Annotated in this window: 9 protein-coding genes, 1 tRNA gene and 1 pseudogene; 4 read left to right on the forward strand and 7 right to left on the reverse strand. The window is 53.8% G+C overall.

Annotated features, from left to right (window positions below; all coding sequences use genetic code 11):
- Nucleotides 1-27: 27 nt before the first annotated feature.
- Nucleotides 28-1,302, reverse strand: coding sequence for a tyrosine--tRNA ligase (gene tyrS, locus AB1644_08135; protein ID MEW6051012.1), 1,275 nt, complete (start codon nt 1,300-1,302; stop codon nt 28-30).
- 155 nt (nt 1,303-1,457) lie between these two features.
- On the opposite strand from tyrS, the gene AB1644_08140 reads away from it, so the two are divergent.
- From AB1644_08140 to AB1644_08150, 3 genes are all read left to right on the forward strand, one after another.
- Nucleotides 1,458-3,617 carry a PBP1A family penicillin-binding protein gene (locus AB1644_08140; GenBank protein ID MEW6051013.1) on the forward strand — a complete coding sequence of 720 codons (2,160 nt, stop codon included), beginning with the start codon at nt 1,458-1,460 and terminating at the stop codon, nt 3,615-3,617.
- Between the two features lie 172 nt (nt 3,618-3,789).
- Nucleotides 3,790-3,873: transfer RNA gene (locus tag AB1644_08145), tRNA-Leu, on the forward strand.
- A 135-nt stretch (nt 3,874-4,008) separates the two neighbouring features.
- Nucleotides 4,009-5,499 carry a radical SAM protein gene (locus tag AB1644_08150; protein MEW6051014.1) on the forward strand — a complete coding sequence of 497 codons (1,491 nt, stop codon included), beginning with the start codon at nt 4,009-4,011 and terminating at the stop codon, nt 5,497-5,499.
- 17 nt (nt 5,500-5,516) lie between these two features.
- Here AB1644_08150 and AB1644_08155 read toward each other — a convergent pair.
- From AB1644_08155 to AB1644_08180, 6 genes and pseudogenes are all read right to left on the reverse strand, one after another.
- Nucleotides 5,517-5,633, reverse strand: a pseudogene (locus AB1644_08155) (RHS repeat-associated core domain-containing protein).
- Nucleotides 5,634-5,851: 218 nt separating this feature from the next.
- A complete protein-coding gene (locus AB1644_08160; GenBank protein MEW6051015.1) occupies nt 5,852-6,172 on the reverse strand; it encodes a hypothetical protein in 321 nt (106 codons plus the stop codon).
- A gap of 104 nt (nt 6,173-6,276) precedes the next feature.
- Nucleotides 6,277-7,293: a lipid II-degrading bacteriocin gene (locus AB1644_08165; GenBank protein MEW6051016.1), complete on the reverse strand. Its 1,017-nt coding sequence runs from the start codon at nt 7,291-7,293 to the stop codon at nt 6,277-6,279.
- 507 nt (nt 7,294-7,800) lie between these two features.
- Complete coding sequence (locus AB1644_08170) at nt 7,801-12,120, reverse strand: RHS repeat-associated core domain-containing protein (protein ID MEW6051017.1); 4,320 nt, start codon at nt 12,118-12,120, stop codon at nt 7,801-7,803.
- 222 nt (nt 12,121-12,342) lie between these two features.
- The gene (locus AB1644_08175; protein MEW6051018.1) at nt 12,343-13,272 is read right to left on the reverse strand and encodes a hypothetical protein; all 930 of its coding nucleotides are present in this window, start codon (nt 13,270-13,272) and stop codon (nt 12,343-12,345) included.
- A 342-nt stretch (nt 13,273-13,614) separates the two neighbouring features.
- Complete coding sequence (locus tag AB1644_08180) at nt 13,615-14,919, reverse strand: oligopeptide:H+ symporter (GenBank protein ID MEW6051019.1); 1,305 nt, start codon at nt 14,917-14,919, stop codon at nt 13,615-13,617.
- Nucleotides 14,920-15,262: 343 nt separating this feature from the next.
- On the opposite strand from AB1644_08180, the gene AB1644_08185 reads away from it, so the two are divergent.
- Entirely contained in the window at nt 15,263-15,601 is a 339-nt protein-coding gene (locus AB1644_08185; protein ID MEW6051020.1) for an STAS domain-containing protein, read from the forward strand.
- Nucleotides 15,602-15,605: the final 4 nt, after the last annotated feature.

Below are 15,605 nucleotides of genomic sequence, written 5' to 3' on the forward strand. Positions count from 1 at the left end.
AAGCTCTTGCTGGGGAGAATGTTACGGTCAGTCCCTGACTATTTTCAGGAACCGCCTCTTCCCTGCCTTTATTATAACCGAATCGGACCGGCCGAGTTCAGTGGCCAGCAGTAACTCGTGATTTGGATCGGTGATCCGCTGATCGGCCACACTGACACCACCCCCTTCGATGAGACGTCTCCCCTCGCTGTTCGTCTTGGTTAGTCCGGTCTTAGTCAGCAGGTGGACCAGTAGAAGTCGGTCCCCGTCGAGACCCATAGATGCCAACTGACTTTGCGACACTTGCTGGATATCATCGGGAAGCTGCTTTTGAGAGAACACGCGTTCAAACTCTTCGCGGGCCTTCCTACCCGCTCCCGGCGGGTGATACATATCGACAAGAGTCTCGCCGAGTTCCTTCTTGATAGTCATCGGGTTGACATCGGTGCGACCGAGTTGCGCCTTGATCTCGGCGAGCCGGTCATCGGAAACCTCGGTCACCAGCAGGAAATAGTCGTAGATGAGACTGTCGGGAATTGACATGACTTTGCCGAATATCTCCTTCGGTGATTCATCGACTCCGATATAGTTCCCCAGCGATTTGGACATCCTGCGCTCGCCGTCGAGCCCAAGGAGAACGGGCAGCGTGAGAATGCACTGGGGCGCGACGCCGTACGCTTCCTGTATGGCTCGCCCGCACAGGAGATTGAACTTCTGTTCAGTGGCCCCCAGCTCCACATCGGCTTTGATCGCCACCGAATCATACGCCTGCATGAGCGGATAGAACAGTTCGTGCAGAGATATGGGGACATTGGCCTTGAACCGTTTGGTGAAGTCGTCACGTTCGAGCAACCGAGCAACCGTGTAATGCGTGGCCAAGTGCATGACGTCCAAAAACTCCATTTTCTTAAACCAGTCGCCGTTGAACCGGATTTCGGTTCGGGAGCGGTCCAGTATCTTGAAGAACTGCGCTTCATATGTCTCGGCGTTTTTCATGATTTCGTCGTACGTTAGTTGCGGGCGGGTGGCCGATCGACCGGACGGATCCCCGACCATGGCGGTGTAATCGCCGACAATCAACACGATCTGGTGCCCAAGGTCCTGGAACTGCTTAAGCTTTCGGATCCCGATGGTGTGGCCGAGGTGAATGTCGGGGGCAGTTGGATCAAACCCCTGTTTGACCCGAAGGGGGCGGTTCTCACTAATGGAGGTCGCGAGTTTGGCGCGAAACTCGTCCTCGGGCAGAAGGTCGACGGCGCCACGAGCGATGAGTTTCCACTGGCGTTCCAGTTCACGACGAATGCCCGGATCGATGTTGTCCACGGTCTGGCGGTTCTCCTCAATTCAACTTTGGGTTCTCTATCGGCATATAATAGCCGATGTTGATTGATAGCGAAAGTGCCGAGAAAAAGCAATCCCGGAAAGCGGCGCCTGCTTTTTCCTTGACTATGATGTACAAGGGTCGGTAAATAGAAATCATGGCATGGTTCAATACGGACAATCAACCGCTCTCCAAGGATGGTCGGAGATGGCGGACCTCACTGGTCACGCTGATCGGGTTGATCGCCATCCTGGTGGTTCTCATCGGCGTGCGAACGTACCGGGTCTATCAGTCCGAGCTGCCGTCTTTTGAGCAACTCCATAATATCGAACCGAGTCTGGCCACGCGGGTGTATGACCGCAACGGCGTTCTCCTGAAGGAGTTCTACAGCGAAAACCGGGCATTGACGCCATTCAGTGAGATCCCGCGCCCGCTTATCGACATGCTGATGGCGACTGAGGACCAGGAGTTCTACAGCCACTGGGGAATCAACTTCCGTCGGGCATTGATCGTAGCCGCAACAAATCTTCTGCATCTTGAGCTTAAGGCGGGCGCCTCGACCATCACCCAGCAGTTGTCGCGTATGCTGTTTCTGACACAGAAGAAGACATTCGAGCGAAAGATCAAGGAAGCGCTGACCGCCATCAAACTGGAGCGCACGTATTCCAAGGATGAGATACTCGAAATGTATCTCAACCAGTATTACTTCAGCCGTGGCGCTTACGGTATAGCGGCGGCATCTCACCTGTTTTTCAACAAGCGACCGCGTGAACTGAGTCTCGACGAGTGCGCCATTCTGATCGGCATGTTGAAGGGGCCTAATATCAATTCACCGGTCAATAATCCCGAAAAGGCTTTCAAGGCCCGCAACCGAGTTCTGTATAGTTATTACGAGTGGGGTGGTATCAGCGAACCGCAGTATGATTCCTTGAAGGAACTCGCTGTCAGAGTGACGCCGCCATCGGAGCGCGAGGGGATCGCTCCCTATTTTACGGAGTGGATCCGGCAGCATCTGCTCGAGAAGTACGGCGAGTCGGTTCTGTACTCGGGGGGTCTCCGAGTCTACACCTCACTTGATGCGAGTCTCCAGCGGGTCGCCGAAGAGGCAGTGAACCGGAAAATTGATTCCCTGCGGTCCCAAACGATCAAACAACACGGCTCCCGTAGTCCCGATTACACGTATTACCTGCCGGACACTCTGGACAGTTTTGGGCGTCCCATTCGGGTCTCCAAGCTGGTTCAAGGCGCGTTCGTGGCGATAGACAATGCAACAGGTGACGTGTTGTCGATGGTGGGGGGGCGCTCGTTTGAGGAGTCCGAGTTCAACCGGGCTGTGCAGGCGCTCCGTCAGCCGGGATCATCGTTCAAGCCGTTCGTGTACACGGCCTGTATCGACAACGGTTACAAGACAACGGACATTGTCGACGACAACCCCCTGGTTCTGGATATTCCCGGCTCCAAGCAATGGCGGCCGCACAATTTCGACGATCAGTTCCTTGGTCCGATAACGATCAGGGACGCGTTGCGGCTATCGCGAAATCTGGCCACCATACGGTTGTTGTTGAAGGTGACGCCTGACCAGGCGATCTTCTATGCGCGCAAAATGGGGATAACGACGCCGCTACCCGCGGTGCCGTCGCTTGCCATCGGGGTCGGCGAAGTACGTCTTGTTGAATTGGTTTCCGCGCTCTCGACCTTCCCGGACAAAGGAATACATATTCCTTACCGGTCGATCCACAGGATCGTGGATCGATACGGCAAGGTCCTTGAGGACAATTCGGCAGTGCGAAAAGAAGAGGTGCTGTCGGCGCAGACGGCATTCCTGATGGTTGACATCATGCGGTCCGTGGTGGATGCCGGTACCGGCCAGCGGGCGCGATGGATGGGGTTCACGCGACCGGCCGGCGGCAAGACCGGAACCTCGGACAATTTCTGCGACAACTGGTTTGTCGGCTACACGCCCCAGATCACGGCGGGCGTGTGGGTCGGGTTCGACGACAAGACATCTCTCGGTGGCGGCGAGGATGGCGCTCGCAACGCCGTGCCGGTCTGGACAGAATATATGCTCAAGGCGCACGACTCGCTGCCGGTGGAAGATTTCGAAGAACCGGAGGGGATTGTCCATCTCGATGTATGCACGGAGTCCGGTGAGTTGGCTACCGATCGCTGTCGAAACGTGCGCACCGATGTGTTCGCCGAGGGTAACCAGCCGACAGTCGCCTGTCATCTTCATCCGTCGCGAGGCATGTACCGTCTTTCGGATCGCTACCGGCGGGCACGTCAGGCCGACAGCCTGAACGAGCGCGGCCACTTCTAAACTCTGTGCCCCCCCTCAGTCTGCGACCCAATTTGACCGTCCAGGTGCGGGGAGCACTGCGCATTCCGATCCGCCAACATTCGCAAGACCATTCAAGTCCTGAGCGAGTGCTGGTGCACTTGACACCTGGTCTGACACCGGTTATGTTCTCGGCCGCAGTTCTCTTTTTGTCGCCGGAGTGGTGAAATTGGTAGACGCAGGGGACTCAAAATCCCCCGGTAGCAATACCATGTCGGTTCGATTCCGACCTCCGGCATACAATTCTCCTCGCACGTCTTCCGGTATCCCGTTCCTGTGGTGTGTGCTTGCTGTCCATGCGTCTTGCACCGAACAGAACCCGGGCGTATATTGACATAACCAGATTTGGCGAATAAGACACGGAAGACGCCGTATGCCCAGACAACAGGGTCCATCAGTCCTTCTGACATATCCCTCCATGTTTTACTATCCGGAGTCGATGCATAGCGATGAGGTGAAAGCATCGCAACTGGTGCTGGCATCATATCTGGCGCAGTTCTTCCCCGTCGAATATATGGATCTCGAAGTCAGCATCGGTCGCCCGACCAGCGCCGTACAGATCAAGCGGTTCGAGCGGCGTGTTCATGAGATTCTCCAGCGAGATTTTGATGTCCTCGCGATCTCATGCTGGACGAGTTTATGCTATAAAGCTGCGATGTCTGTGGCTCGCATCGCGCGAGAGTTGCATCCCGACCGCTTAATCGTGGTCGGCGGATATCATCCGACTGCTCGACCGGATGATTTCGTGACAGCCGACAATCTGTTTGACTACGTGGTGCGCGGCGAAGGGGAACTGGCGCTGCGTGATATCGTGCAATCGTTCTCCACACAGGGACGCCCAGCGGCAACAACGACGGTCATCGGTCCGACCGTGTACCCCGAACAGTTCCCTGCCGTCGACTGGGACATTATCGACGGTTTGATGAAAACCGAAGTCCCCGGGCAGATGAACACACTCACTATTTACCTTTCGCGCGGCTGTCCTTTCGAATGCTCCTTCTGTATGGAGAGCCTCAAAGATCATTGCTGGCGCCCGCTCTCCCCTTCAGTTGCAGTCACACAGATTCGAGAGGTTATCAGGCGCTATAATCCGGCAGCAGTCGGCCTGGGTGATGCCTGTTTTGGAGTTCGACCGGAATGGCGCAAAGAATTTCTCAGTCGCCTTGCCGATCTGCATCCGACATGTTACATCCTCTTTGAAACCCGTCCTGAGTTTCTGGACCACGACGACATTGAGGTGCTGTCGGGACTGAAAGCCGAAGTGCAGTTTGGTGTTGAGAGTTGTTCTCCGATGATGCTACGAATCATGAACAAGAGCAAGCAACCGGAGAAGTTTCTCGATAAGTTCCGCCAGGTGAGTCACCTCCTGTCGGAGCGTGAGGTGGTGCACGGAGCCAATTTGATCTTCAACCATCCCGGCGAGACACAGCGGACTCTGGAGGAAACGTTTGACTTCGTGGATGCCGAACTTGACCGCGGGCCATCATCGCTGATCTGGACATGTCATGGTTACATGCATTTTCCGGGGAGTGCAGTCGACCGTGAGCAGGCATATTTCCAAAAGGAGTGCGGTACTCAGTTCCTCTGCGGAGACTGGTGGTACAAAGATGAAGATCCGTTCGTCAGCAGCCGCCAGGTCATTCCCTCGAGTGATTTGTCCGGGGAGCGGGTCAGCTTGTGGCGAGAGATGTTCCAGGAGCGTGATGCCCGACTTCGCGACGCGCTCATTCCAGAGGCGTTTCGGATGGCGGCCGCTACATTATATTCGAACTGGATGAATGACCCCAGATACACTGCTCCCCAGGTCGCATCGTTTTCGAACCCGGTCGGGTCGGAAAACATTACTGGGTTCCCCTCGGCATAGCTGTACGGCGAGGCGCAGGAGAGGATCGGGTCAGGTGCCAGGAACCGGCCGATATCTCTATCGTAATATCTCGGCCCAAAGTCGAGCTGTCGCGTCTTATCTAACTCCTTGCCAATGAACCGACGATTTGGCACGTTCAACTCAGTGAGCGAGTAGTGCCCACCATATGGATAATACTCTCAGAATTCAGTGGACATTTCCACGAATCCAAATTCAGCTCATGCGACGTGATTAACTCAACGAATGGTCAGTGTTTCCGAGTGCGCTATGCAACTTCAGCACATTGAAACAGTCATTCGAAAAAGCGTCTGTTGTCAGGCCCGGCCAGAGTTTGATCATAGTGAACTATTGTCTATTCGCTGTCCTCGCTTCTTTGACTGTCGACTTCTCGTCGAAAACTCGTGTCGTCAGGTGGCCATGCGACACGAACCTTGACTTTGGGATGGGCGCGACGGTATTCTCTCAGAGCATCCATGAACCGGGTGCTGTAAGAGAGTTTGGTGTCACCATTCGGATATACAACAACGCTCAGTGAAATCCCTTGCAGTGTGTCCAAGAACATGAACGCGGCTATATTTCTGTCTTTCCCCTCCATCTGCTTAACGGGTTCCGGCAGAAGGCACGGATCGTAGCCAATCTCTCGCGCCGTCCGTGGATCCCGAACTTCATCCATGGCAATCTGGAACACTAATTCGTCCGATAACGGTTCTCTTTGACAGCATGCCGTCAAGCACAGTAGACATAAGCATCCAAAGGTGAAGTGTTGTCCCTTGCTCATCATCGTCCCCCGTTCCAATTCACCGAGCGCCCTCCGTCAAAAGTCACCCGATAAGGAGTTCCTGGGGTATTACGACCTACCGTCGTCAATTGCTCCCAAGGGAAGCCACGTGATGCCGCATTGAAATCATAGTAATTGTCCCTCGCGGTAATGGTACCCTCGAAAGAAACAGACGTTTCGTCGACTGTGAGAGTTCCATCCAGTTCTAACCTCACATCTCCAAATGCAAGATATGTATCGTAGTCACCATGGCCCTTTGGGCTGAATCCCATTTCCGCATGGAACGCATACACTCCGTTATCGTAATTCGAGGCTGCTTCTTTAAATGCCTCGAAGTCTGTTGGTTCGACGTTGCCCGCGCCGAGCTGTTTGAATGGGACCGACAGGTCTTTTCCTCCACCTACTAAGTAATGTAAGAACGCTTGCACGGCACTGATGCGCGACTCTGCACTCTTGAGAGGTTTGAATCCCATAGCTTCATCTGTTACGGACGCATAAACTGCACCGTAGTATCGAGCCTTGTCGATTGTCTGTCTTGGAACATGTCCGACGTCCCAACCGCCGATTTCTAACCATGCGTCTGTCAGTTCGCCGTCCTCATACTTGCTGTACAAATAGCCCATCGATTGGCCACAATCGTTCACGTTGACAGAAGACAAATCATCAGTGGCGTAATGAGGAATTCCAGACCGTATTTCAGTTGCCATGTAGATTTGCTCCAATTCCGCTTGAAAGGCTAAGTCCTCCTCAATTCCACCTCCAAGCGGACTGTCATAGATCGAATAGCGCCACCAGGCTTTCTTCTCGTATTCCGCTGCCCAGGCAGCATCGTATTCGAACCCGGTCGGGTCGGAAAACATTACTGGGTTCCCCTCGGCATAGCTGTACGGCGACGCACTGGACAGAATCGGGTCCGGTGCCAGGAACCGGCCGATATCTCTATCGTAGTATCTCGGCTCAAAGTCAAGCTGCCGCGTCTTGTCCAATTCCTTGCCAATAAACCGCCGGTTCGGCACGTTCGACCCTGTCAGGGAGTAGAATCCGCCTTACGGGTAATACTCCCACATCGCACAAGCCGGTATCCCGGTCGTTTGTTCATAACTTGGCACTGTCGGCGGAACCTTGTTTGACGAAGTAGTACTCATCGTCGTACATTTCGAGAGCAATTATGACCTTGCCGCTGTACTTGCCACATTGAAATCTCATCGAAAAACCAGGACCAACTTCATGACCGTACTGCATAGGCCGTCTGTATCGAAAGGTAGGCACGGCGAACCGGCACGCACCTCCCGTGTCCAGTTCAAACCTCCAATTTCCTGAGTCGTAGTACTTTGTGCCTTCGTGACTAAACTCGTGCATATACGAACCATCTGTATCTATGTATAACCACTGGTAAGGTGGCTTATTCGTCACAAATGTACCAACAATCTCATGTTGTTCGACTGGGCTGACCTGTGGACCGGGGGCGATGTTGCATGCCAATGCCATGACTACAACAACACAGCAGCTATTGATCAGCCATCTCACCGAAATATTGGTTCTGTCCATTTGAAGTGTTCCCTTATTGTTCCACCGGGAGTCGGGATCCCGGTCATTCGATTATAACTCGGTAGAGATGGTATCCCAATGAGAGTGTTGTAGCGGGTAAATGATGTCATACTGGTTTCATTGTAGACGTCGAACTCAAGCGAATTGCCATCATCCGTTGGGGTTATCGTAACAGAATAACTTCCCACGAAATGCCACGTTAGGTTCTGCATCGCAGTAGCCTCAAGAAACTCGTCACCTTCAAATTGAAGGCCGTCAAAATCGCCTGGGATATATTCTCTCTTCAGCAATGTGGTACCTTTCGGGATCGAAATGCCGTCACCAAACTCGTCATAGTATTCCTTGCGCGCGTTTCGGACTCCCTTTGTGGTTTGTATCTGTCGCGTGTTGGGTGACTTCTCATTGAAATGCCATTCCGAAGGTCCTACTCCAGTGACCCACGATGAGGTCATCCCCATAACCGTAACATGAATTGTCGCCACATCCAACAGAAATTGAGACGCTTCCGCGATCAACTTACCTCCGCTAAAAACTGCTATGCGAGTAATATCGAGTATCTCCCCTGTTTCATGGTCTTTCGTGCCTTCGACTCGCACATCAAATTCTACGTCACCAGAGAAATTCACATTCTCAGAGGATATATCGTTTGTTCCATAGATCGGAATTCCAGACCGTATCTCGGCTGCTAAATACGTTTGTTCCAATTGCGCCTCAAAGGCTAAGTCCTCCTCAATTGAACTTCTAGGCGGACTGTCATAGATCGAATAGCGCCACCAGGCTTTCTTTTCGTATTCCGCTGCCCAGGCAGCATCGTATTCGAACCCGGTCGGGTCGGAAAACATTACTGGGTTCCCCTCGGCATAGCTGTACGGCGACGCACTGGACAGAATCGGGTCCGGTGCCAGGAACCGGCCGATATCCTTGTCGTAGTATCTCGGCCCGAAGTCGAGCTGTCGCGTCTTATCCAACTCCTTGCCAATAAACCGCCGGTTCGGCACGTTCGACCCGGTCAGCGAGTAATGCCCACCATACGGATAATACTCCAACAGGGAAGTTCCCGGATTCCCAGTAGCCTGCACGACCGATCTCACTGTTCCAAGGTAATCGGTCACCAGCACGTCCAGTGAGTCCACGGCCAGTGTGTAGTCACGCCTGGCGAGATGACGTCCCAGACCATAGATGTTCACCTGACTCACAGAGACAGGATTGTCCAGTTCAACCACGACCTGCCCGCCGGACCAGATGTAATATCGAACTTCCTCGCGGTTTTGCCAATACCCACCTCCGCCAGGGCCGCTGAGACTTTCCACCTGGCTGTCACCGATCGAAAGAGCGGACTCGCCGCCCGGCACCAGCCCCTCAATCCCACCACCGCCTGTATCCGGGGGGATATACACCTGATACCGGTAAATCTGCTTCACTTTCTCGCCACTGGAATTATACAGATTTATCACCGAATCCGGTCCGTCGCCGCCGGAGTAGGACGGAAGCTCGAACAGAACGGTCGTCAGGAGGTTGCGATGATCGTATCGGTACTGGGTCCGACGGTTCCAGTTAATTTGATCCCAGGCTGCGTATTTTGTCACAGAGGTCACACGTCCCCGGGCGTCGTATTGGTTCACCAGGAATGAATCATAATACACGGATCCGTGGTAGTATTTGATCTCCGCGTCCTGGTTCTTCCCTTGACTCAGAAGGTACCGCACCGAATCAACTCCAACAGCCGTCCTCTTAGAGAAGTTGTTGCTGACGTCGTAGTCATAACCCAAACTGCGATCGGGTGCAGCGCCATTCGGGTCCTGCAAATCGGCCCCGACCAATCGGCCACGGTAATCGTGGGTGTAGTCCCGAACGATCCCGTAGGTAGTTGGAGCACCGGTCGTGTCGATGTCTGTCTCGGTGTCCAGACGCCCGAACGAGTCGAACTGATAGGATCGGCAGAACATGCGCCCCCATGAGGTCCAGTTGCGCACTTCATTCGCCCTGCCCAGATCGTCATAGCTGTAACGGGTTTTCAGGCTATTCTTGAAGTCAATGCTCTTGACCGCGCCCCATGGCTCGTACAGAATCTTGCCCGTGTCGATGATGTCCGAGACCCCCTTCAATTGGCCGGTTTGGTAATAAGAATAGTCTGTATAGGTTCCGTTGGGATAGGTGACCCGCTTGAGGGCATCGTTGGCATAGTAGGTAAAGCTCAGCTTCTTGGAGGCAGACAAACCCTTCACCCAAGTGGTTTTCAGGCCGATACGACCACGAGCATCGTAATAGAGGTAGGTGTAGCCGGAAGAATCGACCACTTCGGTCATGCGTCCCTTGCAGTACCCAAGACCTCCCGTAGTATCGGCGGCGATGCTTGGAGTCGAATAGGAGTCGTACCTATAAGTCGCCCACACGGTCTTGGGGTCAGAAGCCCCGGGGTAACCGCGATCGTTCACCCTTGTTGTGTCGGGATTGCTCAAAGTGCCCTCTTCCAACAACCGGTTGTCGCTGTCATACTTGAAATAAGTACACGTCGTTTCGATGTTGCGCCTGACAAATCGAATCCTGCCACCCTTGTTGTACCAGGTTTGCGTCGTGCCGACATCCGGATCAGATTTCAGAATCTGCCGAGCCCAGTGGTCGTAGGTATAGGTGCGCGTGAGACCCTTGAAATCCGTAGCCGCCAGGACATTCCCAAACGGGTCATAGACCGCAGTAGAAGTGTCGATCGCCACGAACCCGGTGCCCACTGTACTGTCTCCGAGGTAGCTGTACACACTGTTTCCGAAGAAGTCGGTTATTACCCGCGTCTTCTGCCCGCGAGTGTTCCGGCGATCGGTCGTGAAGTAATCAACGAAATTGATCGAATCCCAAAGACCAGTTGGGTACGATGCCTTATATCGTCGAAATCGCACGTCGTACGCAAAATCCGTCCAGACTGCGGTATCCGTTTGCAATCGGGCGCGGCTCGTCCTCGTCAGATCACCCCGTGAATTGTACACGACGGAATCCACGATGGAGAGTGTATCGTTCACGCGAAGTACGCTTTTCCTCGGGCGCAAGTACTGGTCCGCCAACGTCATCGACGTGATGGTGTCGGTACTGTCAATCCTCGTCCACAGCGTTATCGTATCCTTGAGGCCGTAGAGCTTCATTGTTGAAAAGGAACTCTCAAGTGGAAGGCGGACGACCGAATCTCTGCCGATGTGATCGTAGAAGTAGTGAGTAGCGGCCCCGTTCAGATCGGTCACCGACTGCAATAGTCCATTGGAGAAGTATTCGCGTGTCTCCACTGCTGGGTGACTGGCATCCACCAGCGAGGAATCTACGGTCTTCCAGAGAAAGCCATTGCTGTCATATTCATAGTACAGGGTATCATCGGTCGGACTGATCACGGCCGACAACAGCCCCAGAGGATTGTCGTATCGGTACTTAGTCGTCAATCGCTCGTTTGGCGATGCAGCCGTGTACGTGGTGATTTCACTCACCTGGTAGTGCTTGGTCGGGTCATTCACGTACTCCGTGTATACGGCAAAGACGCTGTCTCGGTTCTTTACCGTGTGCTTGGTGCGCTTGGTGAGCGTGAGATTCCATGCAGGAATGTACTCCCACTCTTCAACGCTGTCCTTGACAAACGGAATTGTATCCACATTGTCCGGCAAGCAGCTATCGCATGGTTGGCACGGCAGTTTCCATGGACAGAGGTAGTAGTACGGTAACCAAGTGCTTTCCCAGTCGGGACCGAAAAGTTGTATGGACCTCGGCGCAGTTATGGACAACAGCTGCACATTGGGGTGCAGGGAATCGTTGAGGATCAATGTCGATCTGAGGTTCTTTTCAGAAGTTGGAACCATCGGATAGAGGAACTCACGCTTGTAATAGCCGACTCCCTCGTGTGCAAACGCAACAAGCGATGCAAAAACGGCCGTCGTATCGACGGTAAAGCTTGAATCAATGATCGAGTTATACGTCGCACTATCCCACTCATAGAACCAGGTCGAGTCGTCGAGTCTTCCAATGCGTGAAGCCGGAGAGAAACCACGAGTATCATAGAAACTGGTTCCGAAATCGTAACCTGTGCAGATCGTATCCTTACCGAGAATAGACTGCCGCTGAAACAGGGCGCTTGGCAACATACCCGCGGCTTCTTGTCGTGAACCACGGTTGGCGGCCCACTCACGGTTATCCTCATAAAAGAAGAAGTACTCTCTTATTCCACCATCGGGATAGAAAACTGTCGTCCTGGAAGCGACGTTCGGAATCGCTGCACCGTCGTCATTGAGATTGTCGAGAATGCTGCGATATTGAAATTCCACGGTCCCTTCGTCAGAATACCTGTGCCACACTGCTTGGTGTCCCCGGTAGTGGAACCCCATTTCCGTGTCCCATCCTCCACCATTGGGGTCTAAGTAGATTGCGCGATTGATGCGCCTGTAGTCATACGTAGCGACAGCTCCTGCGATACCTGTGTACTTATTCAAGAGGTACAGGGCGCCAAACGTATCGAGGCATTGGGTATAGAGGCTGTCCCAATCAGGTCAGGTTTGGTAGAAGTACGCCTTGGAATAGTCAAACGACTCCTGATCTCCACTTGCAAAAGTCACAGATCGTAGATTGCAGCTCTTGGAACCTGCGGGGTAGAATCCATACCGCACCCGAATCGTGTCTCCCGATGCACTCAAATAATTCAGCTGCCGTAAGCGGTACGTGGTATCAGGCGGTGGCGTTCCGACCGGCAGAACTGTAGAACCGCTCACAGTACCGTATCTGAACAGTACCTCCAATCCAATGGGGCTGATCACCCTGTCAATCCATGCGGTTGTGCCAAGGTATTGAACGCGGAGCGTATCCCCGAAACGGTTTGCAATCTTGGTAAGAAGCTTTCTCTGCCCAACAATGTGATCGAAGATCCACTTGGTGCCGTCCGTCAAGAGGAGAGTGTCGGGCAGGGAACTGCTCGGACCATGCCCCGTGAAGAGAGCAAGTGAACGTGTCTTCTTTCGGTAATCCGTGTTGGTCAGTGAATCAAGATTCTTGATGAATGACTCTCTCGAACCGTCCCCGTGAACCAAGAAGTCCGTGAAACGGTGGTACACCGGGTTTCGCCGGTCATCGTGGATCAGATACGGGTAGCCGATGGTCCAACCCTGACCCAAGTACGCGAATCGGTCTGGGTTCGACAACTTAACGTAATCACTGTATTGCCCAGCGTCGGTGTAAGCAGAGTCTCGGTAGATGCTGGTTGAGTAATGACGAGCTATGACGACATCCAGGCCTCGCCTGCCTGGCAGGGTGACATCTACATGGTCAATGGTCAACTCACCGTTGTAGTAATTGATGTTGTCGCCCAGGCGACAGGGGTAACTCGTCTCAGAGGCGGCAGAAAGAGGTCCCGGCGTGGCCAGGATGCCGAGCGTAATCGACAGAGCGCCAGCCACGAATGCGAACGCGCGTGTTTTGTTACCCATGACTCCCTCCAAGAAGTCTGACGTTTATGAAATATTTACCTCACCACTTATACTAAGGACGAAGCTGCCCAGCACGTTGTCAAGCTAAAACATCGTTAGGTTTGTCCGTGCTGGCGTTTGGGTAAGGTCTATCTGTACCGGCTGGAGGGTTCTGCCAGACGAAGAAGATGATGCTGTTGAAGTAGCGACACGCTACGTAGTAGCGTCGAATGATTCGGTGACTTGCAGTCGTGTGCGGGCCGGCACTGAAACGGCCGGCTCGCCGCGACTCTTCTTCGACCACTTCACGCGGAAGCGGCACGGTCAGGTATCATTGGGGGGCAATCACGCGCGGGGCGTTGTTTAGTGCGTGGCTACTGGCACCTTCCGGTTGACCACGACCGCCTGATGCTCAAACCTTCGACCTACGAAAAAGAACGCCACACCTACGGCCGCAATAAGGAGTGTCATCACGGCGAAATAACTTCCCGGAGTCATTTGCGTGTAAAGGCGCGCAAAAAGGCCAGCCAGAAGATTGCCGAGGAACGTCACGAACAACCAGATACCAGTGATCATCGATTTCATCTGCGCCGGCGCTTCCTCGAAGGCCATCTGCAACCCGATAACAGAGATGCACAGTTCCCCCATCGTGACCAGCACGTATGCGCCTGCCTCCCACAGGATCGATATCCTCGATGAGGCCGCATAGTACCCGGCCACAGTCATCACCGCCATGCACGCGGTCACCAATACGAAGCCGATCATCATCTTCCTGGGCGAGGAGAGTTTGGCGCCATTCCTTTCGTCGAGGCGGGTCCACAACCAGGCGAACAGTGGAGTCATTACGACGATGAGTATGGGATTCAGCCCTTGAATGGCATCCGGCGCAATGCGTCCAAATGGCGTGTCAAGGCTCAGATAATCGCGTGCGAACAGAGTCCAGGTGGAGTATGACTGATCGAAGATCGACCAGAAGAACACAATGAGAACGAACAGGCCGGACAACCGCAACAACGTGGTGCGCTCGTCATAACGCTGTTCGGGAGTCTTTGGGATTCGGGCGGCCGCTCGAACATCCTCTTTGGGGTAGTATTTCTTGCCGATGTAGAATATCCCCAATGACACGACCATAAGAATTGTCGGTGCCATGAACGCGGCCGCGTAACCGTAATGGTTGCGAATGAATGGAAGGGTGGTCATCGTGGACGCCGCACCGATGTTTATGGCCATGTAGAACCAGGAAAAGGCGCGGGACATCAGATGTTCCTTCCCCTCCTTCTGGTACATCAGGCCCATGAGGGTGCTTATGTTGGGCTTGATGGAACCGGACCCACCGGCCAACAGGGCCAGGGCGGTGAACAACCCAACCTCAGTGGTGAATGTGCCGAGGACAATATGGCCGAAGATATACGGGATGGCGAAATAGATGATGGTACGGAATTTCCCGAGCCAGCGGTCGGCGACGTAGCCCCCTGCAATCGGCAGGATATAGCACGAGGCAGTGAAGAACGAGGCGACAGTCGCGCTGTTGGCATCAGTGAAGCCCAGCTTGTCGACCATATAGAGCACGAGGAGCCCTTTCATTCCGTAGAAGCTGGCGCGTTCGGCAAGCTCGCCCCAGAAGATAAACCAGAACCCGCGTGGGTGTTTGTTGTGATCGGTCCGCATTCGGTCGTCCTCCTCAGGTGTGCATATATGGTATCGATCTCGCCTCGGCAGGCTGTGACTCCCAATAATACGACATAACCAGTGCTTCGTGCAACCTGAATAGCGGGGTCGGCCAGACCGCATTTGCGAGCGAACGATTCTTATTGACAACAGCAGTCCATTTTTGTAGGATGGGGTGCAGACATCATTGACAGTCATCAAACGGCGGCGTGTGGCGTGACCGGCTGAACCGGTGCACTCGTTCAATGTCGCTGCAATCAGGGCAGCTAGCACAAGCACAATACTCGGCTGACCGAGTAATACTTCGAATCAGACAGGGGCAGTTGCATAAAGGAGGCGATCTATGAAAGTGAAAGACTATCTGGACGGCGATGTGGTGACTATCGAGCTCAGTGGCAGAATACTCCCGTGCGACGAGCTGACATCGTTTCACGGCCGCATTCATTACTACCTCAACTTGAACAAGAAGCGGTACGTGATCGACCTGAAGGGTGTAGATTGGATGAGCTCGGCCGGTCTTGGCGCGTTGATAACGGCGTATACATCGGTCACGAAAGCCGAAGGCAAACTGATTCTGACCAACATTACCAATATTCAGAATCTGCTGAATATCACTCAGCTGGTGCGGGTGTTTGAGATCAGGGACTCGAAGCCCGAAGCCATGGAGGCGGTCAAACGCTGAGCAT

The sequence above is a fragment of the Candidatus Zixiibacteriota bacterium genome (assembly GCA_040753875.1).
Lineage (GTDB): Bacteria > Zixibacteria > MSB-5A5 > GN15 > FEB-12 > DATKJY01.

What these genes read in the sequence shown, in the direction of transcription:
- AB1644_08175 (MEW6051018.1), bottom strand. Translation starts at nt 13,272, where the DNA reads ATGGGTAACAAAACACGCGCGTTCGCATTCGTGGCTGGCGCTCTGTCG.
- AB1644_08180 (MEW6051019.1), bottom strand. Translation starts at nt 14,919, where the DNA reads ATGCGGACCGATCACAACAAACACCCACGCGGGTTCTGGTTTATCTTC.
- AB1644_08185 (MEW6051020.1), top strand. Translation starts at nt 15,263, where the DNA reads ATGAAAGTGAAAGACTATCTGGACGGCGATGTGGTGACTATCGAGCTC.
- AB1644_08160 (MEW6051015.1), bottom strand. Translation starts at nt 6,172, where the DNA reads ATGGATGAAGTTCGGGATCCACGGACGGCGCGAGAGATTGGCTACGAT.
- AB1644_08140 (MEW6051013.1), top strand. Translation starts at nt 1,458, where the DNA reads ATGGCATGGTTCAATACGGACAATCAACCGCTCTCCAAGGATGGTCGG.
- AB1644_08150 (MEW6051014.1), top strand. Translation starts at nt 4,009, where the DNA reads ATGCCCAGACAACAGGGTCCATCAGTCCTTCTGACATATCCCTCCATG.